Origin of the sequence: Giesbergeria sp., from assembly GCF_028686475.1 — a bacterium.
GTDB lineage: Bacteria > Pseudomonadota > Gammaproteobacteria > Burkholderiales > Burkholderiaceae_C > Simplicispira.
The window spans coordinates 60,540-86,491 of record NZ_JAQUCA010000008.1 but is presented as its reverse complement, the minus strand read 5'-3'; the positions used below and the strand labels follow the sequence as shown (position 1 = coordinate 86,491).

23 protein-coding genes, 2 tRNA genes, 1 pseudogene and 1 riboswitch are annotated in these 25,952 nt (G+C 60.0%); of the genes and pseudogenes, 4 read left to right on the top strand and 22 right to left on the bottom strand.

What is annotated here, in order from left to right:
- Positions 1–23 precede the first annotated feature (23 nt).
- Positions 24–1,448, bottom strand: coding sequence for an LLM class flavin-dependent oxidoreductase (locus tag PHX60_RS07750; protein ID WP_300076449.1), 1,425 nt, complete (start codon positions 1,446–1,448; stop codon positions 24–26).
- Positions 1,449–1,513: 65 nt separating this feature from the next.
- Positions 1,514–2,095 carry an FMN reductase gene (msuE, locus tag PHX60_RS07745; RefSeq protein WP_300076447.1) on the bottom strand — a complete coding sequence of 194 codons (582 nt, stop codon included), beginning with the start codon at positions 2,093–2,095 and terminating at the stop codon, positions 1,514–1,516.
- A gap of 386 nt (positions 2,096–2,481) precedes the next feature.
- On the opposite strand from msuE, the gene PHX60_RS07740 reads away from it, so the two are divergent.
- Positions 2,482–2,634 (top strand): hypothetical protein, encoded by a 153-nt coding sequence (locus PHX60_RS07740; protein WP_300076445.1) that lies wholly within the window; start codon positions 2,482–2,484, stop codon positions 2,632–2,634.
- 142 nt (positions 2,635–2,776) lie between these two features.
- On the opposite strand, the gene PHX60_RS07735 is transcribed toward PHX60_RS07740, so the two are convergent.
- The 14 genes and pseudogenes from PHX60_RS07735 to PHX60_RS07670 all read right to left on the bottom strand — a co-directional run bounded on the left by PHX60_RS07735 (position 2,777) and on the right by PHX60_RS07670 (position 15,338).
- Positions 2,777–2,852, bottom strand: a tRNA-His gene (locus PHX60_RS07735).
- 45 nt (positions 2,853–2,897) lie between these two features.
- Positions 2,898–4,826 carry a SurA N-terminal domain-containing protein gene (locus tag PHX60_RS07730; RefSeq protein ID WP_300076443.1) on the bottom strand — a complete coding sequence of 643 codons (1,929 nt, stop codon included), beginning with the start codon at positions 4,824–4,826 and terminating at the stop codon, positions 2,898–2,900.
- A 58-nt stretch (positions 4,827–4,884) separates the two neighbouring features.
- A tRNA-Val gene (locus PHX60_RS07725) sits at positions 4,885–4,960 on the bottom strand.
- Between the two features lie 12 nt (positions 4,961–4,972).
- Positions 4,973–5,269: pseudogene (locus PHX60_RS07720) on the bottom strand (HU family DNA-binding protein); the annotation flags it as partial.
- Positions 5,270–5,317: 48 nt separating this feature from the next.
- Positions 5,318–6,367: an aminotransferase class I/II-fold pyridoxal phosphate-dependent enzyme gene (locus PHX60_RS07715; protein ID WP_300076441.1), complete on the bottom strand. Its 1,050-nt coding sequence runs from the start codon at positions 6,365–6,367 to the stop codon at positions 5,318–5,320.
- Between the two features lie 16 nt (positions 6,368–6,383).
- Complete coding sequence (cbiB, locus tag PHX60_RS07710) at positions 6,384–7,412, bottom strand: adenosylcobinamide-phosphate synthase CbiB (RefSeq protein WP_300076439.1); 1,029 nt, start codon at positions 7,410–7,412, stop codon at positions 6,384–6,386.
- A complete protein-coding gene (gene bluB / locus PHX60_RS07705) occupies positions 7,405–8,124 on the bottom strand; it encodes a 5,6-dimethylbenzimidazole synthase (RefSeq protein ID WP_300076437.1) in 720 nt (239 codons plus the stop codon). The genes cbiB and bluB overlap by 8 nt, the downstream gene beginning before the upstream one ends.
- Positions 8,125–8,127: 3 nt before the next feature.
- Positions 8,128–8,697, bottom strand: coding sequence for a cob(I)yrinic acid a,c-diamide adenosyltransferase (gene cobO, locus PHX60_RS07700; RefSeq protein WP_300076435.1), 570 nt, complete (start codon positions 8,695–8,697; stop codon positions 8,128–8,130).
- Between the two features lie 10 nt (positions 8,698–8,707).
- Entirely contained in the window at positions 8,708–9,520 is an 813-nt protein-coding gene (locus PHX60_RS07695; RefSeq protein ID WP_300076433.1) for an ABC transporter ATP-binding protein, read from the bottom strand.
- Positions 9,517–10,590 carry an iron ABC transporter permease gene (locus PHX60_RS07690; protein ID WP_300076431.1) on the bottom strand — a complete coding sequence of 358 codons (1,074 nt, stop codon included), beginning with the start codon at positions 10,588–10,590 and terminating at the stop codon, positions 9,517–9,519. Before PHX60_RS07690 ends, PHX60_RS07695 begins: the two co-directional genes overlap by 4 nt.
- A complete protein-coding gene (locus tag PHX60_RS07685; protein WP_300076429.1) occupies positions 10,587–11,474 on the bottom strand; it encodes a helical backbone metal receptor in 888 nt (295 codons plus the stop codon). The genes PHX60_RS07690 and PHX60_RS07685 overlap by 4 nt, the downstream gene beginning before the upstream one ends.
- On the bottom strand, positions 11,450–12,064 hold the full coding sequence (gene cobU, locus PHX60_RS07680; protein WP_300076427.1) for a bifunctional adenosylcobinamide kinase/adenosylcobinamide-phosphate guanylyltransferase: 615 nt from the start codon (positions 12,062–12,064) through the stop codon (positions 11,450–11,452). Before cobU ends, PHX60_RS07685 begins: the two co-directional genes overlap by 25 nt.
- Complete coding sequence (locus PHX60_RS07675) at positions 12,061–13,416, bottom strand: cobyrinate a,c-diamide synthase (RefSeq protein WP_300076425.1); 1,356 nt, start codon at positions 13,414–13,416, stop codon at positions 12,061–12,063. Before PHX60_RS07675 ends, cobU begins: the two co-directional genes overlap by 4 nt.
- Positions 13,413–15,338, bottom strand: a complete 1,926-nt coding sequence (locus tag PHX60_RS07670; protein WP_300076423.1) for a TonB-dependent receptor — start codon at positions 15,336–15,338, stop codon at positions 13,413–13,415. The genes PHX60_RS07675 and PHX60_RS07670 overlap by 4 nt, the downstream gene beginning before the upstream one ends.
- Before the next feature lie 79 nt (positions 15,339–15,417).
- A riboswitch (cobalamin riboswitch) is annotated at positions 15,418–15,660 on the bottom strand.
- Between the two features lie 35 nt (positions 15,661–15,695).
- Here PHX60_RS07670 and PHX60_RS07665 point away from each other — a divergent pair.
- From PHX60_RS07665 to PHX60_RS07655, 3 genes are all read left to right on the top strand, one after another.
- The gene (locus PHX60_RS07665) at positions 15,696–16,406 is read left to right on the top strand and encodes a hypothetical protein (RefSeq protein WP_300076421.1); all 711 of its coding nucleotides are present in this window, start codon (positions 15,696–15,698) and stop codon (positions 16,404–16,406) included.
- Between the two features lie 2 nt (positions 16,407–16,408).
- A complete protein-coding gene (gene zapA / locus PHX60_RS07660) occupies positions 16,409–16,795 on the top strand; it encodes a cell division protein ZapA (protein ID WP_300076535.1) in 387 nt (128 codons plus the stop codon).
- Between the two features lie 273 nt (positions 16,796–17,068).
- Complete coding sequence (locus PHX60_RS07655) at positions 17,069–17,884, top strand: sulfite exporter TauE/SafE family protein (RefSeq protein WP_300076419.1); 816 nt, start codon at positions 17,069–17,071, stop codon at positions 17,882–17,884.
- Between the two features lie 4 nt (positions 17,885–17,888).
- Here the strand turns inward: PHX60_RS07655 and PHX60_RS07650 are convergent, their stop codons facing one another.
- The 6 genes from PHX60_RS07650 to PHX60_RS07625 form a co-directional block, all read right to left on the bottom strand.
- Positions 17,889–19,718, bottom strand: a complete 1,830-nt coding sequence (locus tag PHX60_RS07650) for a Na/Pi symporter (protein ID WP_300076417.1) — start codon at positions 19,716–19,718, stop codon at positions 17,889–17,891.
- A gap of 57 nt (positions 19,719–19,775) precedes the next feature.
- The gene (locus tag PHX60_RS07645) at positions 19,776–22,217 is read right to left on the bottom strand and encodes an ATP-binding protein (RefSeq protein ID WP_300076415.1); all 2,442 of its coding nucleotides are present in this window, start codon (positions 22,215–22,217) and stop codon (positions 19,776–19,778) included.
- Between the two features lie 65 nt (positions 22,218–22,282).
- The gene (hemH, locus tag PHX60_RS07640; protein WP_300076413.1) at positions 22,283–23,398 is read right to left on the bottom strand and encodes a ferrochelatase; all 1,116 of its coding nucleotides are present in this window, start codon (positions 23,396–23,398) and stop codon (positions 22,283–22,285) included.
- Positions 23,398–24,060, bottom strand: coding sequence for a DUF1566 domain-containing protein (locus PHX60_RS07635; RefSeq protein WP_300076411.1), 663 nt, complete (start codon positions 24,058–24,060; stop codon positions 23,398–23,400). The genes hemH and PHX60_RS07635 overlap by 1 nt, the downstream gene beginning before the upstream one ends.
- A 28-nt stretch (positions 24,061–24,088) precedes the next feature.
- On the bottom strand, positions 24,089–24,451 hold the full coding sequence (locus tag PHX60_RS07630) for a TraR/DksA family transcriptional regulator (RefSeq protein WP_300076410.1): 363 nt from the start codon (positions 24,449–24,451) through the stop codon (positions 24,089–24,091).
- Positions 24,452–24,525: 74 nt separating this feature from the next.
- Positions 24,526–25,950: a TolC family outer membrane protein gene (locus tag PHX60_RS07625; RefSeq protein WP_300076409.1), complete on the bottom strand. Its 1,425-nt coding sequence runs from the start codon at positions 25,948–25,950 to the stop codon at positions 24,526–24,528.
- Positions 25,951–25,952 lie beyond the last annotated feature (2 nt).

The window sequence follows — 25,952 nt, the reverse complement described above, 5'->3', positions numbered from 1 at the left end:
GTGTGCCTCTTCTTTTCAGCCCATCAAGCCCAAGACGCTGCCGGCCCGCTGGCATCGGCCACACTCTCTTTGCCGATGTAGTGTTTGCGCCAGTGCGTGGCGGGGTGCGAGTCGCGTGTCTTGCCGTCCTTGTCACCCAGCAGCTTCTCGCGCAGGGTGCCCGGCGCATAGGAGCTTTGTGCGCGCCCGCGCTTACGCAACTCGGGCACTACAAAATCAATGAAGTCAGTGGTCGATGCAGGGGTGATGGCATAGGCCAAGTTGAAGCCATCCACACCGCCTTCATCCACCCAGCGTTCCAGTTCGTCCGCCACCTTTTGCGGCCCGCCCACCACGACGGGGCCAAGACCACCAATAGAGCGTTGGCGAATCACCTCGCGCACTGTCCATTCCTTGCCGTCGGCTGCCAGCGATTCAAGGGTGGTACGCAGGCTGTCGTTTTCTACCGCTTTCAGGGGCGTATCCGGGTCGAGGGAAGCAAAGTCCAACCCCGTCCAGCCGCCATAGAGTGCCATCATCCCGGTGGGACTGGCATAAGACAGGTATTCCTCATGCTTGCGCTGCGCCGCCTCGTCGGTAGGCCCAGTAATCACCGTGAGCAAGGTGAAAATCTTCAAGGCATCGGGTTCGCGCCCAGCAGCTGCCACTTCGGCACGAATCTTGTCGGTCAGCACGCGGGCCGACTCGGGGCTAGTGGCCAGAATGAACATGGCCTCGGCATGGTGGGCGGCAAAAGCGCGGCCCGCTGCGGAGGCTCCCGCCTGAAAAATCACGGGTGTGCGCTGGGGCGATGGCTCGGTCAGGTGAAAGCCCGGAACCTTGAAATACTTACCTTCGTGCTTGATAGGGTGTACCTTGGTCGGGTCGGTAAAGATGCCGCGCTCCTTGTCGCGCAAAACGGCCCCTTCTTCCCAACTGCCTTCCCAGAGCTTGTACATGACCTCCATGTACTCTTCGGCCAAGTCATAACGCTCGTCATGTGGAAGCTGTTTGTCTAAACCAATGTTGCGGGCGGCTGAATCCAGATAGGACGACACCACGTTCCAAGCCACCCGACCCTTGGTCAGGTGGTCTAAGGTGGACAGGCGGCGTGCCAGCAAGTACGGATGCTCAAACGTGACCGCAGCTGTGACACCAAAGCCTACATTGCGGGTTACGGCAGCCATAGCAGAGATGGCACCAAAGGGGTCATTCACTGGAACCTGTGCTGCGTCTTGCAAAGCGCCCTCAGCCGAGCCTCGGTACACGTCATAAACCCCCACCACGTCGGCGATGAACAGCGCATCAAATGCACCACGCTCCAGCTCAATCGCCAGATTCGTCCAATACTCCAAATCGTTGTAACGCGAAGCCTGACTGGAAGGATGCCGCCAAGTGCCAGCGGCCTGATGGCCGACGCAAGTCATGTCAAAAGCGTTCAGGATGATGCGTTTCTTGGAAGTGGTCATGGGAAAAGCCTGTGGAAAAGAGGTGAAGTCAAAAACTGGATGGCCGGGCAATGGATGAAGGCGGATTACGCGGCAACAGGGGTTGGGGCGGCTTGCGCCTTCAGCAGTGGGGCGCGGTCTAGCAAGGGCACAGCGCGCTCAATTGCCAAACGGATGCGCTCCAGCAATGGGGCGCTGGTGATTTCGTAGTTGCTAAAGTCCTGCTCGGTGGCATAAACGCCAATCGGCAACGTGCGGGCTTGGAAAAAGCTGAACAGCGGGCGCAACTGGTGGTCAATCACCAGCGAGTGGCGCTCGCTGCCGCCGGTAGCTGCCAGCAGCACCGGCACATCAATCAGCGCTTCGTGGTGAACAAAATCAAACAGGTGTTTGAACAGGCCGGTATAAGAGCCGCGATAGACTGGGCTGGCCACGATGAGTACATCGGCAGATTCAATCGCTTGGATGCTGGCCTCTGCTGCAGCGGGCAGTTGTGTGCGTGACAAGGCGCTGCCAATCAGCGGGGCCAGTGCGCCCACGTCAAGGTGTTGCACCTCAATCGGTACAGCATCGCCCAAGGTGTTGACCAGTTGCTCTATCAGCGCCAAGGTGCGCGAAGGGCTTTGCACACTGCCAGAAACTGCCACCACTTTGTAAATTTGACCCATTTCATTTTCTCCAGAAATTTTTGCACAATCAGAGCGCCTCTCGATTTGTTTAAATCGCAGTGCGGTCTTGCGTTGGTGGCCGTATTCTGGTGCTGAAAGGAATGGGGCTTTACTAGAAAAATGTTAATGCTTATGAAGATTTCTATTGTTGTGTAAGTTGTTGTTTTTAAAAGAATTTTTCATTTAATTTAAAATTCCATATAAACAATAATTATTTGTTTATTAAAACAAGCCTATATCAAAAACAAAAAAATGCTTTTTTGTTGCCCTGCTGTTGCCAGAGCAGCAACCTTACAGCCAATCTACAGCCGCTAATCGCTAGGGCACAGGTGTACCAGCGCTTTGTCCGCTGGAGCAATCAGGGGTATTTCAAGACGTTGTTTTTGGTGCTGCAAGAACACGATCACCAAGTGCGCGAGAAGCCTTGGGGTTTAGCCCGAGATCGAGAGCGCGCGGATGCCGTAGGCATCCTCATGGGGCGTTTGCTGCTCTTCAATGTATTGCCGAAGCATGTCTATCGGTGTACCACCGCAGCTTGAGGCAAGACAACCGGGGACGCTGGTACTTGAACGTCGTCGTCAAGGTGCAGCTAAAAAGCCCTCGATTTTCCAAAGTTGCCTACAATCTACGCGCCAACAAAAAAGCCGCCCCAGTTAGGAGCGGCTTTTTTGTTTATTTACTTGGGGTGACTGATGGGGTTCGAACCCACGACAACAGGAATCACAATCCTGGACTCTACCAACTGAGCTACAGCCACCGTAGAGCGAAATTATAGCAAGAAAAAACCTCGTTTGCCAAAAATTTAATTCTTTTCTGCATTCGCACTGGCGCTAACAGGACGCGGGGCCTTGATTTGCACCTTGAAACGGGTTTTTAAGAACTCGTAGTAGGCTTGGGCTTCAGCAGCGGCCAACCACTGCACGTACTGCTGCTGGCGTTGCTCTTCTATATTGGCCGGGCCGGGTTCGCGCGGCACGATGCGGTTGATGCGTGCCAAGGTATAGCCTTGGTTGCCCAAGTCAACCCCGACCCAAGCAGGCAGCTCATTGGTTTTGGCCGACAAAATCGCATCCAGCAAGGCCGGGGCTTGGTTTTGGCGTTGCTCACGCGAGACCACCAACGCAGCCCCTAAACCCGTAGCAGCTTCGGGTTTGATTTGCCAAGCGGCCAAACGGGCCTCGCCTTCTTTGCGCGCCAGTTCGGCTGATTTTTCTGCCACATAGAGTTTTTGCACCTGCTCGCGCACGGTGTCAAAGGGCAAAGTGGCTGCCGCTTGGTACGCCGTGATGCGCCCCGCTACCAGTTGGTTGTTGCCCAGCTCCAGGGCTTCGGTATTGCGCTGGTTGGCAATCGAGTCTTCAGAGAACAGCGCGGTCAAGAATTTTTCGTTGTTCAAAGGAGCTGGCGTACCGGGGCTGGGCTTGCGCTGCACTTGGGTAGCGGTTTGCACCTTCAGGCCCAGTTTTTCGGCCACAGGTTGCAAACTTTCGGCTTGTTCGTAAACGGTGTTGGTGAAGGTTTCAGCCACTTCGGCAAATTTGCGTTGTGCTTGTTGTTGGCGCAACTCGGCCTCTAGGCGTGGGCGCAGTTCTTCAAAACTGGGCTGGCGCGGGGTTTTGATGTCGGTGAGTTGAATCAGGTGGTAGCCAAATTCGCTCTCGACCACTTCGCTCAGCTCGCCTTTCTTCAAGGCAAAAGCGGCCTCTTCAAACGGTTTGACCATTGCCCCTTTGGCAAAAAAGCCCAAATCACCGCCTTGAACCGCCGAGCCTGTATCTTGCGAATGCTTCTTGGCCAATTCAGCAAAGCTGCTGGGGTTTTTACGCAATTGTTCTAGCAATTCTTGGGCGCGCGCTTTGGCCTTGTCGCGTTCAGCGGCGGGGGTGTCTTTACTGGCCTGGAGGAGAATGTGGCTGGCGCGACGCTCTTCTTTACCCGCCCATTGGGCCAGATTTTCTTGGTAATAGGTACGCAGGTCGGCTTCGTTCAGGTTGATGCTGGCAGCAACGCTGGCCAAATCCAGCACAGCATACTCGATGCTGGCTTGTTCGGGCTGCTGGAACTTGGCCGTATTGGCTTGGTAATACTGTTGCAGCAGTTCAGGGGTTTGCTCTACCTTGCTGATAAAGCTGGCGGGCTTGACTTCGACCAATTGCACTTCACGGCGTTGCAACAGGGCATCTAAAGTGACTTTGGTTTGCGTGGCGGTACCAAACGCTGTGCTGCCCAAATGGCCCAAGACCTGGTTGATGGCCAAATCACGGCGCACGGCAGCTTCAAAGCCTTCGGGGGTGAGGCCCTGCGTGGCGACCAAGGCTTTATAGCCTTCAATATCGAGTGTGCCATCGGCACGGCGCAAAGCCGCAATTTGTGGAATGTCCTTGAGTTGGCGTGCCAACTGGCCATCGCTGGCAACCAAATGGGATTTTTTGACCGCGGCTTGCAAGACGCGCTCGCGCACCAAACGCTCTAGCGTGGCATAACGGGCTTCGGGGGTATCGAGCAAGGCTGCATTGAGCTGCGGTTGCTGGGCGCGCAGACGGTCTGATTCTTGCCGATGGGCATTATCCCAATCGTTTTGGGTGATTTCTTGGCCATCGACCAAGGCCACCACCGGACTGCTGCCTGAAAAATAGCTGGAGTCGATACCTACCAAAATGAAGGATGGAACGATCAGCAAGAACAGCAAGAGCATCGCAATCTTGGAGTGCTTGCGGATGGATTCAAACATGGTCTATCTTTCAGTGACAAAAAAAAAGCGAACTTGCGTTCGCCTTTGTATTCGGTGGTGGTGGGTGCTAACGGGGTCGAACCGCTGACCTACGCCTTGTAAGGGCGCCGCTCTACCAACTGAGCTAAGCACCCCACCGGAAAACGTTAGTTTACAGCATTTTTGAGCGTTTTTCCAGGTTTGAACTTAGGAATTTTTGCGGCTTTGATTTCAATGGGGCTGCCGGTACGGGGATTGCGCCCTTTGCGCGCGGCACGTCGCCCGACAGAGAAGGTGCCAAAACCCACCAGCGAGACGCTACCGCCTTGTCTGAGGGTGTCTTTGATGGCGTCCATAGTGCCTTGCAGCGCGCGGGCGGCTGCCGCCTTAGAGATGTCGGCGTGGGTGGCGATATGCTGGATGAGTTCGGTTTTGTTCACAAGAAACCTCTGGGTAGCGGATGGATGGCAATGGCCTGTAGCACCTGCCGCAAGGTGGCACGGGCCGCGATTTTAGTCGCAATTACCACGGCAGCGGTTGGGTGGTGCGATGCGCCGCAAGGCCGTTTGCAGGGCCTGTTGGGCCGCTGGGGCCAGCACCCCCATACGCACCCAACCGGGCAAACCAAAGGAGTGGCAGTCGCGCAATTGGATGTCTTGCTGGCGTAGTTGCGCCAGCAAGTGCGCGAGGTCGGGGGTGCGAGGTTGGGCGACCAAGTAATTGGCCAAACTCCCCGCCTGCACCGACCAACCCGATTGGGCACACAGGACCAGTTGGGCTTGCTTCCATTGGCGCAGCGTGTGCAGACTGTGCGCCAACCACGTTTGGCTACTGGCTTCTAGCCACGCTTGTAACAGCGCTACGCCATGCGCTCCCACCGGCCAAGAAGGCGCTAAAGCCAGTAGTTGGGCCACGTCTTCTGCTGCATGGGGATGCAAAGGAGCGATAGCGTAGGCAGCACGCACACCGGTCAGGCCCAAGGCTTTGTTGGGTGTCCAGAGTTGCCATACATGGGCCGGAATCGTGCTGGGCTGGCCTTCGAGTTGCAAGGGCCGATAGGCGCAATCGAGTACCTGCCAGCGGTGGTAGGCTGCGCTGGTGGGTTGGACCAGCGCTGGTTCGGGCAGGCCCAAGGGGCTAGAGGGTTCGCACAGCCAATGTAAATCGGCAGGGGCCGCATGGGGGCGGCGGTAGAGGGGCAGACCCCATGCCTGTGCCGCTTGAGCATAGTCACCATAACTGTGGCACGGCAAAGAGACCGCCTTGGCTCCGTGGCGAACGGCCAGCAGGGTGATGCGGCCAATAAATTCGCTGGCGCTGGCGGCCAACACGATGCGCTCAGGACTTACGCCATGAAATTGCGCCAGTGCAGTGCGTAAAGCGGTATAGCGGGGGTCGGGGTAGCGGCTGGCATCGGCTTGCTGCACCGCCGCTAAGGCATAGGGACAAGGGCCACAGGCGTTGCTGTTGGTAGAAAAATCCCAACGTGCGGGGCCACGGGCATCGGGGCCACCGTGGTGCGCCGGTTCGGCCAGCAGAGAACAAGGTAAAGATGCGTTCACAAGCCAAGCTCAGCAGTTAAAACGCCCATAGGCAAGCCAAGCACAGCACCAGCAGACAGGCCAAGCCCACCGCCCGCGCCGCCAAGTGGCAAGCTTGGGCGCTGTGGCTGGCACTGGCCAGATAGCCTGCGGGGTGGAGTTGGTACACCCCCGGTTTACCCAAGCGAATTTGCAGTGCCAAGGCCATTGCGGCCATCGGCCAACCGCTGTTGGGTGATGGGGTTTGCCGTGCTTGCTGGGCCAAGCTGCGCCACGGTACACCGGCAGCAGCCAACCCCAATAACAGGGCCGTGAGCCGTGCAGGCAACCACGACAGCACATCATCGGCGCGCGCGGCCCATTTGCCTGCCCATTGCCAATAACGGGCATGCTGCCCGTGGCCGCGCCAACCGGGGTAGCCCCACATGGCATCGGCGGTGTTGGCCAGCCGGTAGAGCGCGGCACCGGGCAAACCTGCCAGCAAAAACCAAAACAGTGGCGCAATCACCGAGTCACTGAGGTTTTCAGCCAAGGATTCAATGGCGGATTCGCGCACCTGCACGGCATCCAAGGTCGTGACATCGCGACTGACCAGCCACGCCAAGCGGGCACGACCGGCCTCCAACGATTGACCCAGTGCGGCTTCTACTGCCTGCACTTCAGAGCGCAACATGCGCCACGAGAACAGGGGCTTGAGCCACACCCCCAAACACAGTGCAGCCAAGCTGGAGGACAGCCACGCTTGGCCCACCTGTGCGGCGTAATGCAGCGTAGCCGTCTGCAAGCCCGCATACGCCAGACTGACCAGCAGCGCCAGCACACACCAAAACAAGGCAAAGCGCGCAAAAGAATGCCAATCTGGCCCCGTGCTGGCACGGGTAGGTGCCCAACGCTGGCTAGCCCAAGCCAAAGCATGGCCGATCCACACCACCGGATGCCAACGCACCGGCGGTTCACCCCAGCAGTGGTCGATGAGCAAAGCCACCAGCAGCGCTAAAACGGCGATGCTAGCGCCAGCATCGTTGGCCCATAACGGCCCCCACAACCCGCTAGCTGCGTCAAACATTGGCATCTTCTTTCAGCCGGGCCGAAAACAGTGCCGACGGGGTGTTCCAATGGTCGTCAAACACCAAGGAAGCCAGCGGCGCACGTGATGCCCAGCGTTCGCTTTGCAGCATCGGTTGTTGGTAAAACTCCTGCACTGGCCCCAGACAGAGCAGGGCAATCGGTTCAGCGCCCGCAGGCAGGCCGAGTAGTTGGCCCAAGGCCAGCGGGTCGAAGATAGAAACCCAGCCCATGCCCAGCCCTTCGGCCCGTGCCGCCAACCACAGGTTTTGGATAGCACAACTGGCCGAGGCCAAATCCATCTGCGGCATGGTACGGCGACCAAACAGATGTTGTTCTCGGCCATCGGCCAGTGCCACTACCAGCAATTCGGCCGCCTCCAGAATACCTTGCACCTTCAGGCGCATAAATTCTTCTTGGCGCTGCCCCAAAGCTTGGGCGGTGCGTATCCGTTCTTGCTCAACCAAGGCGTGCAGGGCCGGGCGCAGGGCAGGCTGGGTAATACGGATAAAACGCCACGGCTGCATAAAACCGACACTGGGGGCATGGTGCGCCGCTTGCAACAGACGCAGCAACACCTCGGGGGCGACGCTGCCACCGCTAAAGTGGCGCATGTCGCGCCGCTCATGGATGGCACGGTACACGGCCAAGCGTTCGGCTTCGGTAAAAGCCGGGGCGTGGGCCTGTGGGTAGGTGCTGGTCTGCTGCGGCATCGCTCAGTCCTCAATACCGCGCTGGGCTGGAATGCCGGCCTGAAAGGCGTGTTTAATCAGCTTCATTTCGGTCACGGTGTCGGCCAGCTCGATAATTTCTGGCGGGCAACGACGGCCTGTGAGCACCACATGCACTTCTTTCGGGCGTTGGCGCAGGGTATCTAAGACCCCCTCCAAGGGCAGCCAACCATAAATGAGCGGGTAGGTAATTTCGTCCAATACCACCATGAAGTAATCACCCGAGAGGATGGCCGCGCGGGCTTTGTCCCAGCCATCACGCGCCAGTTGGGCCGAGTGCTCTAAGTCTTGGCTTTTCCAGCTGAAACCATCGCCCAAGCCTTCGATGGGCAGGCCGATTTGCTCAAACATGCGGTGTTCACCAAACCGGGCACTGGGCACTTTCATGAACTGAAAAATCTTGACGGCCTTGCTCCGGCCGTGGGCGCGCAAAGCCAAGCCAAAGGCTGCCGTGCTTTTGCCTTTGCCGTCGCCGGTATGGACGATGGTCAGGCCACGGCGCTCGCCCGTGGGTTTGTCGTAGCGTTTTTCGGTCGGTGGGGTTTCTATCTGCATGGTCAAAAATTCAATGGGATGGATGAAAAGCTGCTGGGTGTGGCGTGAGGCAAGGCAAGGCCACCCACATGCCAGCGGCTTGCTGGATGTGGATACGTTGGTCAAACACCTGTTCTAGGGCGCGGTGGGTAGTGCTGTCGCTGGCGCAGCCGTGGTGTTGTAGGCGGCCCTCGGCCAAAATCGCGATGTCGTCGGCTTGCAAAGCCAAAGACACTTCATGCAGCACACTGACCACGGTATGGCCTTGCGCCACCAAGGCGCGTACCAACAGCAGCCAATCGGCTTGGTGCGGTGGGTCTAAATTGGCCAGTGGCTCATCCATCAACAGCACCGGGGCTTGCACGGCCAAGGCGCGCGCCAGCAAAACCCGCTGGCGCTCGCCACCCGAGAGTTGGCCCAAGCTGCGCCGTCGCCAATCCCAAGCTTGGGTGGCACGCAGGGCTTGCTCTACGGCGGCGTGGTCAGCAGCACTGGGGACAGCCAGCCAAGCTTGGTGTGGCAAACGGCCCAGCATGGCTACGTCATACACGCTCAAGTCATCGGCGGTGGCTTCGTTTTGGCCTAACCAAGACAAGGTGCGGGCGCGTTCGCGCCGGGGCCAATCGTGCAAACTGCGGCCCTGCAACTGCACTTGGCCAGTGCAGTGCTGCAAGCCCGCCAAAGCGCGCAACAGGGTCGATTTACCCGCACCATTCGGCCCAACCATGCTGGTCCAACGCCCGGCCGGGATGGATAAATGGACATCGTGCAAGATGGTGCGCTGCCCTATCTGTACACGGATGCCTTCGGCTTGCAGGGCAAGGGATGGGGGCAAGGGATTCATGCCAGCCCCCCGGTGCGCCGGTGCATCAGCCAAAGCAAATAACCGCCGCCCAACACCGCCGTGAGCACCCCCACAGGCAGTTCTTGCGGGGCCAACAGGCCACGCGCCAGCAAATCAGCCCCGGCCAACAACACCGCACCCATCACGCTGGCCAACAGCATCAAGCGGCGGTGCGGCACCGGGGCCACGGCGCGCACCAAATGCGGAGCCGCCAAACCGACAAAGGCAATCAACCCGGTTTGGGCTACCGCTGTGCCGGTAGCCAGCGCCAGCACACCGACCAAGGCGGCGCGCAAGGGGGCCAAGGGCAAGCCCAAACTGTGCGCCGTGGCCTCGCCCAAGGCCAAGCCATCTAACACGCGCGACAAGGCCCAAGCCGCCAACAAGCACAGCCCCCACACACCGGCCATGAGCCAACAGGCTGTCCAGCCGACAAAGCCGGTCGAGCCCAACATAAAAGCCTGCATGGCCTGCATAGAGTCGGGTGAGAGCAACAAAATCAGCGAGGTAAAAGCCCCCAGCACCACGCCCACAATCACACCGGCCAGCAACAGCCGCAGCGTGTGCTGTACCCCGCGTGCCAACAGCAAGGTGAGCAGTACCGCCAGCACCGCGCCAGCAAACGCAGCCCCAGTCAGGCCCAAGCGCACTAACCAATGCCCAGAAAACACCGACACGCCCGCGCTGCCCATACCGCTGCCCGCGCCAGCCAAGCCAATGCCTGAACCCATCAAGGCCAGCGCCAACGCTACCCCCAGCGAAGCCCCGGAAGCACTGCCAAGCAGGTAGGGATCGGCCAGCGGGTTGCGAAACAAGCCCTGTGCCACCGCCCCCGCCAAGCCGAGCAAAGCCCCGGCACACCAAGCGCCCAAGGTGCGCGGCAGGCGAATCTCCCAGACAATTTGCCACGCCATAGCGCGGCTAGACTCCTCTGCCTCGCCCCCCCAAAGGGTGGGCCACAGGTTTTCTAAGCCCGCACTGCCCACTGCTGTGCCCAGCGGCAGCAACAATAGACTAGAACACAGCAGCACCAGCGCCAGCCAACGTGCGCGCGCGCAAGGGCTACTCATCGGACAGCAGCCTTTTCGGTCAGGCAGCGCGCCATCAAACGTGCCCCTTCGGCCATGCGCGGGCCGGGGCGAATCAGTATGTCAAACTCTGTTGGCGTAAAGATGCAGAGACTTTGTTGGCGTAGGGCGGGCATAGATTGCCAACCGGGGCGCTCGCTCAGGCCCTCCACGCTGCGTGCGCCCACCATGATCAGATCGGGGTTGGCACGCACGACAAACTCGGGGTTGAGCTTAGGGAACGGCCCCAGCGTAGCAGGCAAGATATTGCGTGCGCCCAAACGGGTCAAGGTTTCACCAATAAACGAGGAACTGCCCGCCCCATACGGCCCTCGGTTCACTTCAAAATAAACCCGTGCTTGGCGGGCGTTGGCAGGCACCGACTGTGCCGCCGCTTGCACGCCCGCATCGATCAAACGCCAAACGCGTTGGGCATCGGGCACCGCCAGCACTTGGCCGATTTTGCCCAACACGCGCTGTACATCGGCATGGCTTTTAGGTTCCAGTGCCAGCACCGGTATGCCCAAAGATTCAAGCCGGGCCGCGCCGCGCGAGGAGGTGGCCATCAGCACCACATCGGGGCGCAAAGCCACAATCGCTTCAATGTTCGGATCCAAACCACCGCCCACCTTGGGCAGCTTCTCTACGCTGGCGGGCCAGTTGGAATAGCGGTCCACGCCCACCAAGCGTTGGCATTGCTCTAAAGCACACACGGTTTCGGTGAGCGAGGGCAACAAACTGACGATGCGTTGTGGGGGCCGTGGCAAGCGCACGGCTTGGCCCCGGTCATCCGTCAGTTGGATAGGTTGGGCCTGCGCCACGAAGCTGGCGGCAGCCCCTAGCAACACGGTAGCTAGCCGGGTCAAACTGCGTGCAAGCCGTGGCATGGAGCGTCTTTCACACTGTCTTTCAAGGTCAAGGGCAAACCAGCAGCCATCAGCGTGACGCGCTGGCAGGTTTGGGCTACCTGTTGGTTCAGCTGACCGAGGGCATCGACAAAAGCGCGTACCTCGCGCCCGAGCGGAATCACGCCCAAACCGATTTCATTGCCCACCAGCACCACCGGGCCAGGGGCTTGTGCCAGTGCGGCACAAAAGGCGCTGGCTTGTGCGGGCCAGTCTTGTGCCGTTGGCAAGGTCGTGGCGGCATCGGCAGGCATCAGCCAATGGGTCAGCCACAAGGTCAGGCAATCCACCACGATCAGGGTGTTTGGTCGGCTGTGCTGTTGCAGCGCCTGCGCCAAGTAGCGCGGTTCCTCGAGCGTCGCCATGCCGGGCACACGCTGCGCCCGGTCTTGCTGGTGGCGTTGGATACGTTGCTGCATTTCTTCGTCCCAAGCTTGGGCTGTCGCCAGCATCAGGGCACGGTGTTCGGGCGATTGCGCCAGCCAATCGCGCGCTAACAGCTCCGCCCGGCGTGATTTGCCGCTTTTTTGTCCGCCCAAAATCAGCTCGGTGCGCGCCATCGACAGGTTCATGCGCTCACCTCTGCGCCCAACCAGCGGGCAATGGTGCGCGGGCTAGAGGCAAACCAAGCATGGAAATAGCTGGCGTGCAGGCTGCCGTGCTGGTACAGGGCTTCGCCTTTGTCCGCCTCGGGCGCTTGGCCGGGGCGGCTGCTGCGCGCCAACACAGGCACCGGGCTTTCCAGCCGCGAGTAGTGGAAGGTGTGGCCGCGCAACAGCCCAGTGTCGGTCGCCAATTGCTGCATACCCAAGCCAGCCAGCCGCTTTTGCAGCACTGCCCGGCCCGGCAGCAGACCCCACAAGGGGGCAAACTGGCCATCGTGGCCAGTGATGCCTTCACACAGCGCCACCATGCCACCACACTCAGCCCAAATGGGTTTACCAGCAGCCCAATGGGCGCGTAAACCGTTTTGCACCGCTTGATTCGCCATCAGTGCGGGGGCGTGCAATTCTGGGTAGCCACCGGGCAACCAGACGGCCTCGCAGGGGGGTAAGCCCTCGCCTGCCAGTGGCGAGAAAAACACCAGTTTGGCCCCCATGGCTTGCAAGCAATCCAGATTGGCCGGGTAGATAAAGCTAAAGGCCGCATCCCGCGCCACAGCCACGGTACGGCCTTGTAGCCAAGGGTGAATAGCTTCGGCGGCGGGCTTGGCCGCAGGGGCGGCAAAATCCACCGCCCAGTCTTGCCATTGCTGCCAACTGCGCTGGCCCAAGGGGGTCTGCTCCAGTGCATCGGCCACTGCATCCAGCCGTTGCAGCGCATCGCCCAACTCATGCGCGGCGACCAAACCCAAATGGCGTTCTGGCAGCAACGAGGTGTCTCCCACCGGGATAACCTTGGGTAGCGCTCCTTGCCACAGGGCCGGGTCGCGCAAACCCGCTTGCAACAGTTGGGCGTGGTGTTCCGTGGCAACCCGGTTGGCCAACACCCCTGCCCAGCGCAAACCGGGTTGGTAATGCACCAAGCCATAGACCACTGCGCCAAAGGTGGTGGACATGGCTCCAGCATCCACTACCGCCAGCACCGGAATGTTGAAGCGCTGCGCCAATTCAGCCGCACTGGGGCTGCCATCAAACAGGCCCATTACGCCTTCTATCAGAATCACATCAGCTTCTTGCGCCGCAGCGTGCAGCCGGGCGGCCATATCCTCGGGGCCAGTCATCCAACCGTCTAAGGAATGCACCGGCGCGGCGCTGGCCAGTTCATGCCAATGCGGGTCTAAAAAATCGGGGCCGCACTTGAACACGCGCACCTTGCGCCCTTGGCGGCTGTGCCAGCGCGCCAAGGCCGCCGTGACGGTGGTTTTGCCCTGCCCCGAAGCCGGGGCCGCAATCAGCAAGGTGGGGCAACGGGCGCTGCTCATTGGGGTGTCCACTTCAGGCCCAGATAGAGGCTACGCCCAGCCGTGGCATAGGTGCGCGCCAACTGGTAATCTTTATCGGCCAGATTGTCGATGCGTGCCAGCAGCGTAAAGTCGCGCGCCAAGCGCTTGTTGGCATACAGGTTCCACAAGGCATAGCCGCCCAAGCGGTTGGTATTGGCGGCGTTGTCAAAGCGCTGGCCCGAGGCTTGCATTTCTGCCCCCACATTCCAGCCAGACAGCAGCGTTTCAGCCCCCAGCGTGGCATGGCGTTTGGCGCGGCGTGCCAATTGCTTGCCGGTGTCTAAATCGCGTGGATTTAGCCAATCCACCGAACCCCGCCATTGCACTCCGGCCAGTCGGTAAGAGCCTGCCAGCGTGATGCCTTCGTATTGGGCGCGCGCGGTGTTGGCATAACAACCAAAATCGGAGGCACAACTGCCAGCGCCCGCAAAGCTAATCAGGTTACGTACCCGGTTGCGGTAGGCCACGATGGAGAAGGTGCTGCTTTTCTCGGCCCAGCGCAGACCGATTTCGGCATTGTGGCTTTTTTCGGGTTGCAGGGTGGCGACACCGTATTCACTAAAGCGATGGTAGAGCGTAGGTGCGCGAAACGCTGTACCCACCGAGGCCGTGGCGCGCCATTGCGGCGTGATGGCATAGCCATAGGCGAGGCTGCCGGTGTTTTGGCCGCCAAATTCGCTATCGTCGTCGTGGCGGGCATTGATTTGCAGCGTGTGGCCGTGGGCGCTGTAGCTGTAACCAAGTGCCAGACCGTCTTGGCTACGTTCGCCGTCGAGCGTTACGCCCCACGCATCCAAGGCTGGGTTGTACAGTTGGTCTTCGCGGCGCTCCAAAGTGGCGCTAAAGCGGTGTGCGCCCGCTTGGTAATCGTGCTGCCACAGGTAGCCGTGCAGGGTGGTTTCGGTCAGGTAGGGCGATGGGGTGGTTTCGTAACGGCTCACTGCCTCGGTGATGGACAGGCGTGTGCGGTAAGCCTCGCTCCATTGCGCTTGCCAGCTCAGGCCCGCCGTGCGTAGGCGGTGCAAATTGCGGTCATCGCTTGGATGGGCTGGGCTATAACTGAAATCATCGTAACCCGAGTTCATGCGCTGCGCCAGCAAGTTACCCTCTAGCCGGTGTTGGGCATTGATACGCAATCCCAAGCGTGCATAGCCCGAAGTGCTGCGATAGCCATCGCGGTCGGTGTCGTGGCTGCCGCTGTTTTTGGTGTCAAAGCCATCGCTGAGGGTGCGGCTCAAGCCCAAAGCGTAGTCGAAAGCGCCCTCGGTGCCGGTGCTGCCGCTGATAGCGGCTTCGATGTGGCGCGTGCCTTGGCTGCCGATGCCCACACCCACCATCGGCTGTGCTGGCCCTTGGCCTTGGCGTGTAAACAGTTGAATCACCCCAGCAATCGCATCCGAGCCATACACTGCCGCAGCGGGGCCGCGCAACACTTCAATGCGCTCAATTTGTGCCAGCGGAATTTGCTCCCATTGGGTGCCGCCGGTGGATTGGGAATCAACCCGCACGCCATCAATATACACAGCGGTAAAGCGCGATTCAGCACCGCGCACAAACACGCTGGCACTGCTGCCCAGCCCGCCATTGCGTGAGATTTCGATGCCCGGCAGGCGCGCCAACACATCCGGCAAGGCCGTGGCACCGCTGGCCTCGATGGTTTCGCGGTCCACAATCGACACATCGGCCACCAAATCGGCCAAGGGCTGGGGCGTGCGTGTAGCGGTGACTACCACCTCATCCAACGATGGCGCGCGTAGATTTTGCACCACCAGCCAAGACGGCGCTGGGGTGGCAGTTTCGGCTTGGGCCGCTAGGGCCAACAACCACAGGCCACAGGCCGTGGCGACAGGACGCAAACCCAGCAAAGCGTTAGCGTGGGCTGGAAAAACAACAGACTTCATGGAGAACAAAGAAAAAAGCAACCCGTGCCAGCCTCCCCGCCAGCATTGGGTGATACAGCTAGGCCACAGCGCAGAGGCTGTGCATAACCACGGTGTTGGCCGGTATCCGGGCTGGCGGAACACCCCTTAGCGCCTTCCCAGTGCTTGTTCAAGGCATCCAGTGGCGTATAGCTAAAGAGAGAGACAAAAAATGACTCGTCCGCTGACCGTTGCGGGGGCAGCGCAGGTTTGGTAGTGGCTTGGATAGGCCATTTCCTCCCTGCTTCCCGTTGAACTGCGGCATGTGAACCACACCGCGAGCACCAACGGTAGCAATTCTACGGTGCTTTGGTCTTTGGCAACCCTACAATTGCAGACATGGCCCCCTTGCAAACCCTCGACCTCATCACCGTGCGCGTGGAGCATCTGCTCCAACGCCTAGCCCAGTCGCAACAAACCCAGGAGCAGCAGGCGCAGCAGCTCGCTGAGTTGGGTCGAGAGAGACAGGCATTAGAAAAAATTCGCGAACAGCAAGCGCAGCAAATTGTGCGCCTGCTTGAAGAGCATGACATGCTGGTGCAAGCGCACACCAGCTTGCAAGAAGACGGCCTGCGCCAAGAAGCCAAGGCCCTGCACCTAGAGCAAGAGCGCGATGCCTTGCAGAAAGTCCATGCGGCACAAACCGAGCAACTCGTCAGCCTAACGCGCCAACACGAAGAGCTGCAACGCAGCACCGCGCCCCATGCCGATAAGCTGGCCGCCTTGCAGCAAGAACATACCCACCTGAAAAACGCCCACACCGCTTTGCAACAAAGCAGCACCGCGCAGCTGGCGCAAGTAGATACTTTGGCGCAACAATGCGAGACCCTCAAGCAACAAGCCCAAGTGCAAAGCACGCAAATTACGGCACTCACCCAAGAACGCGATGCTTTGCTACAGAGCAGCCAAGCGCAACTGGAAAAAATTCATAGCCTCACGCACGAGCATGAAACCCTCAAAGCGCGCCTGCAAACCGCCCGCTCGCGCATGGATGCCCTGATGGAAACCCTGCCCATCAGCCCCGCCGAGCAAGCAGGGGGCGCGCTATGAGCATGAAAAAAATCGAGGTGCAAATCATGCAGCAAAGCCTGCTGCTCAGTTGCCCAGAAGGGGGCGAAGACTACCTGCGCGAGGCCAGCGCACGGGTTGACCGGGCCATGACGCAAATCCGCGATGGTGGCAAAGTGCGCCTGCGCGAACAAATTGCCGTGCAAGCAGCTATCAATTTGGCTTTTGAGATGGTTAAAACGGCGGTGGCACAAAAAGAAGCCCTAGAGCGCGCCGAACGCGCCGAGGCCACCACCGCCAACGCTTTGGCGCAAGCTGAACAAGCCAAGCAATTGGCCCAAGCCGTCGGCGGCCCCGAGTTGCAAGCCAAATGCCAAGCCTTGCTGGAGCGCTTAGACAGTGCCTTGCAAACGGGTAAAAGCGCCACCTAAAAGCCAACCCGGCTACAATGGCCGCGTCTGCGGTGCTGCTGGGCTTTATATTTCCTTGAACCAATGCTCATTGAGCCTGGGCTTGGTACATTGCCCGGCAAGCGTGATCGTCTCGCGTCAGATGAACCCAATGCCTGGCTGCCCTTGCCCCCCTGAACCCCCGGTTCAGGATGCCGGTTCGGTGGCACTTGCAGACACCTTCCTCCTCTTTGCCACCGACTGCCACAGCACCGCGCTGACCTTGTCGGGCTGCGCCAGCTTTTTCCCCTGCTTATGTTAGACACCCTGCTGATTGTTGAATTGGCCCTGTTGGGCTTGTGTAGTGGCTTTTTTGCCGGTTTGTTGGGGGTGGGTGGCGGCATGATGCTGGTGCCATTTTTTACCTATTTTTTAACCCAGCGCGCCATTTCGCCCGATTTGGCCGTCAAGATGGCAATTGCCTCCGCAATGGGCACGATTTTGTTCACCTCGATTTCTAGCGTGCGCGCCCACCATCGGCGCGGTGCCGTGCGCTGGGATTTGGTGCAAGGCTTGGCCCCCGGCATTGCCTTGGGCGGTATAGCGGCCAGCTTGGGGGTGTTTGCGTTGCTCAAAGGCTCGTTTTTGGCCTTGTTTTTTGGCGTGTTTGTCGGCTTTTCGTCTTTGCAAATGTTCAGCAACCGCAAGCCCACCCCGGCGCGGCAAATGCCCGGCACGGCGGGACAAGTGGCCGCTGGCAGTGGCATCGGTTTTTTGGCGGGCTTGGTTGGTGCCGGGGGCGGCTTTATCAGCGTGCCCTTTATGACATGGTGCAATGTGCCCATCCACAATGCCGTGGCCACCAGTGCGGCCTTGGGCTTTCCCATCGCGGTGTTCAATGTGGCCGGTTATGTGTTGGGGGGCTGGTCGGTGGCGGGGTTGCCCGCCTATTCTTTGGGCTATGTCTGGCTGCCGGGTTTGGCCATCTGCGCCAGTTGCAGCGTCCTGACCGCCCCGTTGGGGGCGCGTGCGGCCCACAGCCTGCCCGTGGCACCGCTCAAGCGCATTTTTGCCAGCCTTTTGCTGTTGCTGGCGCTGTATATGTTCTGGAAAGGACTGACCGCCGTATGATGGCCTAGCTGGCTTTTTCATCGGTGCTGTCGATGCTGGCATCTTCGGGTGGCACTGGTGATAAGCCCGATAAATGGGCCAGCCGTTGCGCCGCTTTATAGCCTTGTTCTACCGCGCGGCGCAAATCACTCAGGCGCGCCAGCCAGTCATAGACCGCCCCCACATCCACCCCACCGCCTGCGCCCGCGTGCAACAGCGCCGCTTTGGCGGCTTGGTAGTTGTCTTCAAATTGCTCACGCGCTTCGGTCAATAACCAGGTGTTGCCGGGGCCGGGTTGTTCGCCTTCGGGGTCGGCGGCGGCAAAAAATGCTTGGGCTGCACAAAATACCGGCACCACACAGGCGATGAGGTCGCTGTCGGGTGTATGGACAGGCTCGGCCGGGGGCGCTGGCGCGGCCGCACCGGGAATCAAAATATGCTGCAAGGCATCGGGCAAAATCAATAAAGAGGTGCTGGCTGCTGCGGGTGCAGGTTCGGGCCGGGGCGTGTGCCAGCCTTGTAGCCCTACATGGTGCATCACACGGGCCAGGGTATCAAAATGGGTGGCAATGCGGAGCAATTCGGGCAGTTGGCTCGATACATCCAAGGCCATTGGTTGGCGGCTGAGTTCACCCACAAACTGGCCGATAGCGCGTTGCAGGTGGCCCACGGTTTCTAGCTCGCGCGCCAATTGTTGGTCGGCATGGGCGGGCGCTGGGGCCAAAGGCAGCTTGCAGGGATTGAGTTGCACTGCATGACGCGCCAATTGCACAGACAAATGGCCCATGCGCGCCAACTCGCGCCGTAGCGCTTGCAAGGCCAACACCGGAACCGCTGTCACGTTGCGGTCGAGGTAAATCGGACGCGCCAAATCCTCGTTTGCACTGGTAAAACGGGCCAGCAAAAAGCGCGCTAACCAACGCGACAACGGCCACATCAGCAGCACACCCAGCGCATTAAACGCGGTATGAAACACCACCAATTGCGTGACCACATCGCCACTGCCGACCAGCTCTACACTGATATTTTGAATCAGCCACAGCAAGGGCGAGAGCAAAACAATCGCCACCACCGCCGTGACCACGTTGAACAGCACATGCGCGGCGGCCAGCCGTTTGGCGTTGGCCGTGGCTCCAATCGCGGCCAAAATGCCGGTCAGGGTGGTGCCGACGTTGGCCCCAATCACTACCGCTGCGCCCACTTCAATCGACATCATGCCACCGGCCACGGCGGTTAGCACCAGCGTCAGGGTGGCCGAGGAGGCTTGCAGCACAATGGTCAGGGCTAAGCCAATCAACACCGCCAAGCCCAAACCTTGCCAGTCGTTGCCCAGTTGCGGCAGTGCTTCTGGCCCTAGGGCGGCAAAGCCGTTTTTGAGCATGTCGATGCCCAAGAACAGGACACCAAAACCGGCCAGCGCTGTGCCCAAGCCTGCCCGTTTGGTGCCCGCTCCAGTGAGTTTGAGGGCCATGCCCACGCCAATGAAGGGCAGGGCGAAGGCATCAATCTTCATTTTGAAGCCAATCGCCGCTACCAACCAACCCGTGACAGACGAGCCTAGATTAGAGCCAAACACCACCCACAGGGCCGAGGAAAAGGTGAGCAGCCCGGCGTTGACAAAGCCAATGGCAGCCACCGTCATGGCGGTGGACGATTGCACCAAGGCGGTTAAAGCAATGCCGGTAATCAGGCCATGCAAGGGCGTGCGCGTCCAAGCAGCCAAAATGCGCTCTAGCGCCCGGCCAGCGGCCAGCTTGAGACCATCGGTGAGCATGGTCATGCCCAGCAAAAATAAACCGATGCCACCCAGCAGGGCAATCAGCATCATGGTGGGGGAAGGGCTGGCAGCGCTCATGGCGGCATCCTCCTAGAAACAAACAAGGCCCTCACGGGCAAAACACCTGCAACAAAATCAGGGGCGTTGGCGGGTTGGGCGTACCCGTGCCGCACTTTGGCAGGCGCGGCGGAAGCGGCGCAGGGTTTGTTCGGCCAAAGCTATCACACTGCCGGGCGCTGCGCTGGCGGTTTCGCCCGCCTCAATGCCGGGGGCTTGGCCAGTCAGCAGGGCGATGCCATCGCGCACATGGTTGGCGGTGTAGATGTGAAAGCGCCCTTCGGTCACGGCCTGCACTACCTGGGGTTCTAACATCAGGTGGTGGCGGTTGCGTGCCGGAATCAACACGCCTTGTTGCCCATCCAGACCGGCAGCTTGGCAGGTATAAAACCAGCCTTCAATTTTTTCGTTGATGCCCCCAACGGGCAGCACTTCGCCATGTTGGTTCAGTGCGCCGGTGACAGCAATCCCTTGGGCCAAGGGCAGGCCGGACAAGGCGGAGAGCAGGGTGTACAGTTCGGCGCAAGAGGCCGAATCGCCTTCCACACCACTGTATTCTTGCTCGAACACAATCGAGGCATTCAGCGCCAGCGGGGCAATGTGGCCGAACAGGGCCATCAGGTAGCTGTGCAAAATCAGCACCCCTTTGTCGTGGATGGGGCCAGACATTTCCACTTCGCGCTCGATGTTGAGCAAGCCTTCGTGACCTGCAAACACCCGCGCGGTGATGCGCACCGGAAAACCAAAGCGGTAGTCGCCCAAGTCAATTTGCGTCAGGGCGTTGATTTGGCCGATATGGCTGCCACTGACACTGAGCAGGCGCTCGCCATCGGCAATCGATTCGTGCAGGCGCTGTTCGGGGTAGTTGTGGCGCAGCTTGCGCGCTTGCAGCGCCGCCTCGATGTCACACGGCTCGACCAGATCGGCTTGGCGGGCGCTGCACTGCGCGGCGCTTTCTATCACCAAGGCTTCGGTTTGCGCGAACAGGGCGCTTTGGCGCGTTTGGTCATCGGCCTCGCGGTGGCTTTGCTCTAACAGGCGGGCCACGGCGGCAGCAGAAAAATGCGGCAAACCACGTTTACGCACCGTGTGTGCGACAAATACGGCGGTGTTGTGCCGCGTTTGTTCAGTGGCACGGAAGGATTCGGCAAAATCTACCTTCACCCGAAAGCGCCGCGCTACTTCGGGGTCGGCCTCTTGCAGGGCGTAGTATTCGTCCACCGAGCCAATCAGCACGATTTTGACTTCTATGGGCAGCGCTTCGGGTTGTAACGCTACCGTCGCCAGCGGGCCGTGTGCGCTGGCGGCAGGCTCTTCAATTTGCAGGCGGTTGCAACGCAAAAAGCGGCGCAGGCGTTCCCATAAGCCTTCATCTTCGAGCAGGTCGCGCAGGTGCAGCAGCAAAAAGCCACCGTGGGCACGCAACAGGCTACCGGCATGGATGCAGGAAAAATCGGCCAGCAGCATGTCATCTTGCGCTTGGTATTCGATGCTGCCCAACAAGCTGCGTGCTTGGGGGTTGTCTTCGATAATGACTGGGGCGCAGCTGAGGCCCGCATTGTCCACCACCAAATTGATATGGCAGCGGGCCAGTAGTTGCTCTAGCTCGTCTTTGCGCTCGTCTTCGGCGCTCTCGTTGCTTGCATCGCCAGCGGGACTGAACAGGGCCAAATGGTCTAGCACCTGTTTTTCTAGCTGTTGCCACCACTGTGCCAACCGTAGCTGGTCGGGTTCGGTGGCCGTTTGTAGGCTGTCGCGCAGGGTTTGCAAGCTTTGCGCCAGCAAAGGCTGGGCGGTGTGGCGGCGTAATTGCTCTAAGGCTTGGTCGCGGGTGCGCTCTAGTGGCCGGGTGGCTTCTAAGAACTGGGCAATCGCTTGGCGCAATTGTTGTTCTGCGGCATCAATCTCGGCGCGGCGTTCGCGTGGCAGGGCTTGGGCTTCTTTTTCTGTCAGCGGGTGGCCTTTGGCCCCGAGCAGGGTAAAAACCATGTGGCCGTTGTCGCGCGTGAGGCGAAAGTGCAAGCCTTCCGCCAAGGCATCTAAGGCAGCGAAAGCGGCGCTTTCTTCGGTTTGGTAGTTCTTCTCGATGCGTTCGGCCTCGGCGCGAAAATCGGCCCCTTCTAGCCGTTTGGGCAGTTCAGTTTGCAGGCTGCGCGTGAACTGCTCCATGCCTTGGCGCAAGGCCCGGCCTTGACCGGCGGGCAGGCGCAGGGCGCGTGGACGCTCGGGGGTGTCAAAGTCGTGTAGGTAGCACACATCGGGCGGCACGGGGCGCGTTTGGGCGGCGGCCTGCATGGCTTGGCGCAGCAAAGAGGTGCGGCCACTGCCGACTTCGCCCAAGACAAACAGGTGGTAGTCGGGTTGCTGCAAGCCCAGACCAAACTCGGCAGCGGCTTGCGCCCGTTCTTGGCCTATCCAAGGCACGGGCAAGCCCTGTAACTCTGCGGTGCTGGCAAAACCCAAGCGGGCAGGGTCAAGGCAAAGGCGCAGTTGCGCGGGCGCAAGGGACGTAGCGGGCATAACGGCGTTTGGTCTCCAAAAAAATGCAAAAAATGCGAAAAAATACAAAAAAGAGGGGGGCGACGTTAGTTGGCCATCGGGCAGCGGCCTTGTGGCGCACCACCGGCCAAAGCCACGGCCTGTGCTTGTGCCAAGGCGGCCCGGTCAGGGGCTTGGGTGGGCCAGCCGGATAGATGCTGGCGTGCAATCTGGCTCAGGGCGTGAATCCACTGCGGGCTGTCGTTCAGGCAGGGGATGTAGTGGAACTCTTTGCCGCCAGCGTGCAAAAAGGCTTCACGCGCTTCTTGGTTGATTTCTTCCAGCGTTTCTAGGCAATCGCTGGTAAAACCGGGGCAGATGACATCGACGCGCCCGGTGCCCGCTTGGGCCAGTTGTACCAAAGTGGGTTCGGTGTAGGGTTGCAGCCATTTGGCCTTGCCAAAGCGCGATTGGAAGGTGACTTGGTAGTCGTCCTTTTGCAAGCCCATGCGCTCGGCCAACAGGCGGGCGGTTTTGTGGCTTTCGCAGTGGTAGGGGTCACCCAGATGCAGGGTGCGCTCGGGCACGCCATGAAAGCTCATCACCAGTTTATCGGGCGGGCCGTGGCGTTTCCAGTGGTTTTTGATGCTGGCGGCCAAAGCGTCGATGTAGAGGGCTTCGTCGTGGTAGCGCTGGACAAAGCGCAGTTCGGGGATGTTGCGCGTGCGCGCGGCCCAAGCATAGACCGCATCGCACACGCTGCCCGTGGTGGCGCTGCAATACTGCGGATAGAGCGGCAAAATCAGGATGCGCGTGGCCCCTTCGGCCTTGAGGGTATCGAGTTGGCTGGCAATGGACGGGTTGCCGTAGCGCATAGCGTGGCGCACCAGCACCTGCTGGCCAGCATCGTCCAAGGTATCGCGCAACAAAGCGGCTTGTTTGGCTGTCCATACCGCCAAGGGCGAGCCTTCGGGGGTCCAGATACTGGCATATTTGGCGGCCGATTTGCCTGGTCGGGTGCGTAAGATGATGCCATGCAAAATCAGCCACCACAGCGGCTTAGGAATTTCGACCACGCGCGGGTCGGACAAAAATTGCCCCAAATAGCGGCGCAAGGCCGAAGCGGTGGGGGCATCGGGGGTGCCCAAGTTGCACAGCAAAATAGCGGTGCGTGGCGCTTGGCCGTGGGTGTAAGCAGGTTCGGGGCGAAAAGACATCGGCATTAATCCAGAGAACCCACTAGGCGTACATTCAGTGGGGTGGTTTTGGGTAAATCGCTCGTGGCATCGCCAGTTTGTAAATCTACCGCCCAGCCCAGCAGGGGCAACAAGGTGCTGCCGCCTTGGCCGGTACGGTTTTGCGAGATGTTGGAATAATCGTACTGATTGCCTTGGCTATGGCGAATGGTGGGTGTGGAAGTCCAATACAAACCAGCAGGGGCTTGCGGAAACAGCGCTGGATGCAAACCGGGTGGTTTGCTGTATTTTTCTACCAGATGGCGCAACTCGGTCAGGCGCGGCACACGCCAATGGATGCCACCCGATTGGCTGCGTGCGTGCGCCAGCTCGACGGCATCGGCATAGACAAACTGCATCGGCAGGCCAAGGCAGGTGCTGCCCGTCCAGCGCATCCCCTCGGCGCAGCGCGGCCAAATCAGCCGGGCGCGCAAGTCCAGCACATAGGCCCCATCGTCTGAAACCACCAAATGCGCCGGTGGCGCTGTCGTGTTGGTCGTAGTCGCTTCGGGCTGGGCGGGCGTGATGGTCACGCGCACACCGCCAGGGGCCGGGGTTTGCGCGGCACTGGGGGTGGCGGTACCGATAGCCAACATCCAAGGCAGCAGCGCAGTGGCAGCGCGCAAGAACGCAAGCAAATTGCTGGACATGGGGGCCTCCGTAGGCGGGCCGTGGCGATTAATGGGCCTTGTGGTGTTGTTGTTCCCAGCGTGATTTACAAGCCACGCAGTGTTGGGTTTGTGGCTCAATTTTGAGGCGCTCGAACGGAATTTGGCAGCCGCATTCGCCACACTGGCCATAGCTGCCGTCTTCCATCGTTTTGAGGGCATAGTCAATGCGTTGCAGGTCGGCGGCCTCGATGTCGGTCAGGGCTTGCTCCACTTCGCGCGCGACATTGCGCTGCACTATGCCGCCTTCATCGGCGGTGGGAGGGGCCAAATTTTCGCGCTTTTGGGCAATTTGTACCAACAGTTCGCTGCGGTGGCTTAGCAGCAGGGCTTTGAGTTCTTCGAGTTGGCTGGCGCTGAGGGTATGGGGCATAGTCGTTCTCCGGTCAGAAAAAGGCTAAGCATACAGGCCAGCAAGGCCCCTAGAACCCAAAAAGGTGCAAACCCTTACGGATTGTTATTGGCTGCCGCTTGGGCCACTGGCGGTGGCAGCAACCAGCGATTGGCCTGTTGCACCGTGTCTAAGCGATCGGCACCGGCCAAAGATTGCAAGCGCAATTGCGAGACCAAATACAGGTAACGCGCTTGGGCCAAATCGCGCAGGGCCAGGGTTTTTTGTTGTTCGGCGTTCAGCACGTCAAGCGTGGTGCGGACACCGGCTTCAAACGAGCGCCGGTTCGATTGCACCGCCTGTTGCGCCGAGCGCACGGCTTGCTCTAGCGCTTGGATACGCAACACGCCTTCGGTCATACCGCGAAACTCGCGGTGTACGCGCACGCCCAAATCGCGCCGCGTGGCCTCTAGCATTTCTTGGGCGCGCTCTTGGGCGGCCAAGGCTTGGCGTACCGTGGAGTTGACTTGTCCGCCAGCGTAGAGTGGAATCGACAATTGCAGGCCGATGCTTTTGTTGTCGTAGCGGGTGTTGACGCTGGTGACGTTATCGCTGTTGGTGCGCGACCATTGCGCCACGGCATCGAGGGTGGGCAGGTGGCCAGCACGGCCTTTGTCCACTTCTTGCTTGGCGGCTTCTACTTGGGCGCGCAGGGCTTGCAGCTCGGGGCTGTGGGCTTCGGCTTGTTCTATCCATGCCTGGACTGAGGCGGGTACCGGCGCACCGGCCTGAAAACGCTCGACATCCAGCCGCGCCAGCTCCTGCATAGATTGGCCGGTAAGCACCTCGATGCGGTGGCGCGTAAACACCATGTTTTGCCGTGCTTCTAGTTCTTGCGCCACCGTCATGTCCAAACGGGCTTGGGCTTCGTCGATGTCGGTGCGTGTGCCAGTACCTGCGTCGAAGCTTTTGCGCGCTGCATCCAATTGCGTGCTGTAAGTGGTTTTTTGCGCCAAGATGAGCGTCAATTGGTCTTCGGCCAACAGGGCATCAAAATAGGCTTCGCCCACGCGCGTGACCAAGTTTTGCTCATCGCGCTCTAGCGTGGCATCGGCATCAGCCACTTGGGCCTCTGCTTGGCGCACTTGGGCCAGTTGGTAGGGGCGGTAAAGCGGCTGGCGCACCGACAGCGACTGGTTGCTGGAGTAGTAATGGGTCTCGGTAGTAACCGAGTGCCCTAGCATCCCGCGTCCGGTGGTGGCCAAATCATTGTAGTTGCGTCCCATGTTCACGGCGATATTGGGCCGCAATTGGGCCTTGGCCTGTGGCAGGCGCTCGCGCGTGGCTTGGGCACCGGCGCGCGCGGCGCGCACTTGGGCATCGTTGGTTTGCGCGGCTTCGTAGGCTTGGCGCAAATCCATCGCCTCAGCCATGCCCCCGGAAAAAACGGCGGCAGCGGCCAAAGCCAAGGCTTTGAATTGGAGCAAGCGTGACCCAGAGGCGGAGTCAGACGGGTGGCGAGTGGGCAGCAAGTCAAGCATGG

Coding starts and splice junctions, on each gene's coding strand:
- PHX60_RS07750 (WP_300076449.1), bottom strand. CDS start 1,448: ATGACCACTTCCAAGAAACGCATCATCCTGAACGCTTTTGACATGACT.
- PHX60_RS07665 (WP_300076421.1), top strand. CDS start 15,696: ATGGCCCCCTTGCAAACCCTCGACCTCATCACCGTGCGCGTGGAGCAT.
- hemH (WP_300076413.1), bottom strand. CDS start 23,398: ATGCCGATGTCTTTTCGCCCCGAACCTGCTTACACCCACGGCCAAGCG.
- PHX60_RS07730 (WP_300076443.1), bottom strand. CDS start 4,826: ATGTTTGAATCCATCCGCAAGCACTCCAAGATTGCGATGCTCTTGCTG.
- PHX60_RS07670 (WP_300076423.1), bottom strand. CDS start 15,338: ATGAAGTCTGTTGTTTTTCCAGCCCACGCTAACGCTTTGCTGGGTTTG.
- PHX60_RS07650 (WP_300076417.1), bottom strand. CDS start 19,718: ATGAGCGCTGCCAGCCCTTCCCCCACCATGATGCTGATTGCCCTGCTG.
- cobO (WP_300076435.1), bottom strand. CDS start 8,697: ATGCAGATAGAAACCCCACCGACCGAAAAACGCTACGACAAACCCACG.
- cbiB (WP_300076439.1), bottom strand. CDS start 7,412: ATGTTTGACGCAGCTAGCGGGTTGTGGGGGCCGTTATGGGCCAACGAT.
- msuE (WP_300076447.1), bottom strand. CDS start 2,095: ATGGGTCAAATTTACAAAGTGGTGGCAGTTTCTGGCAGTGTGCAAAGC.
- zapA (WP_300076535.1), top strand. CDS start 16,409: ATGAAAAAAATCGAGGTGCAAATCATGCAGCAAAGCCTGCTGCTCAGT.
- PHX60_RS07635 (WP_300076411.1), bottom strand. CDS start 24,060: ATGTCCAGCAATTTGCTTGCGTTCTTGCGCGCTGCCACTGCGCTGCTG.
- PHX60_RS07625 (WP_300076409.1), bottom strand. CDS start 25,950: ATGCTTGACTTGCTGCCCACTCGCCACCCGTCTGACTCCGCCTCTGGG.
- PHX60_RS07645 (WP_300076415.1), bottom strand. CDS start 22,217: ATGCCCGCTACGTCCCTTGCGCCCGCGCAACTGCGCCTTTGCCTTGAC.
- PHX60_RS07630 (WP_300076410.1), bottom strand. CDS start 24,451: ATGCCCCATACCCTCAGCGCCAGCCAACTCGAAGAACTCAAAGCCCTG.
- PHX60_RS07685 (WP_300076429.1), bottom strand. CDS start 11,474: ATGCCACGGCTTGCACGCAGTTTGACCCGGCTAGCTACCGTGTTGCTA.
- cobU (WP_300076427.1), bottom strand. CDS start 12,064: ATGAACCTGTCGATGGCGCGCACCGAGCTGATTTTGGGCGGACAAAAA.
- PHX60_RS07655 (WP_300076419.1), top strand. CDS start 17,069: ATGTTAGACACCCTGCTGATTGTTGAATTGGCCCTGTTGGGCTTGTGT.
- PHX60_RS07690 (WP_300076431.1), bottom strand. CDS start 10,590: ATGAGTAGCCCTTGCGCGCGCGCACGTTGGCTGGCGCTGGTGCTGCTG.
- PHX60_RS07675 (WP_300076425.1), bottom strand. CDS start 13,416: ATGAGCAGCGCCCGTTGCCCCACCTTGCTGATTGCGGCCCCGGCTTCG.
- bluB (WP_300076437.1), bottom strand. CDS start 8,124: ATGCCGCAGCAGACCAGCACCTACCCACAGGCCCACGCCCCGGCTTTT.
- PHX60_RS07695 (WP_300076433.1), bottom strand. CDS start 9,520: ATGAATCCCTTGCCCCCATCCCTTGCCCTGCAAGCCGAAGGCATCCGT.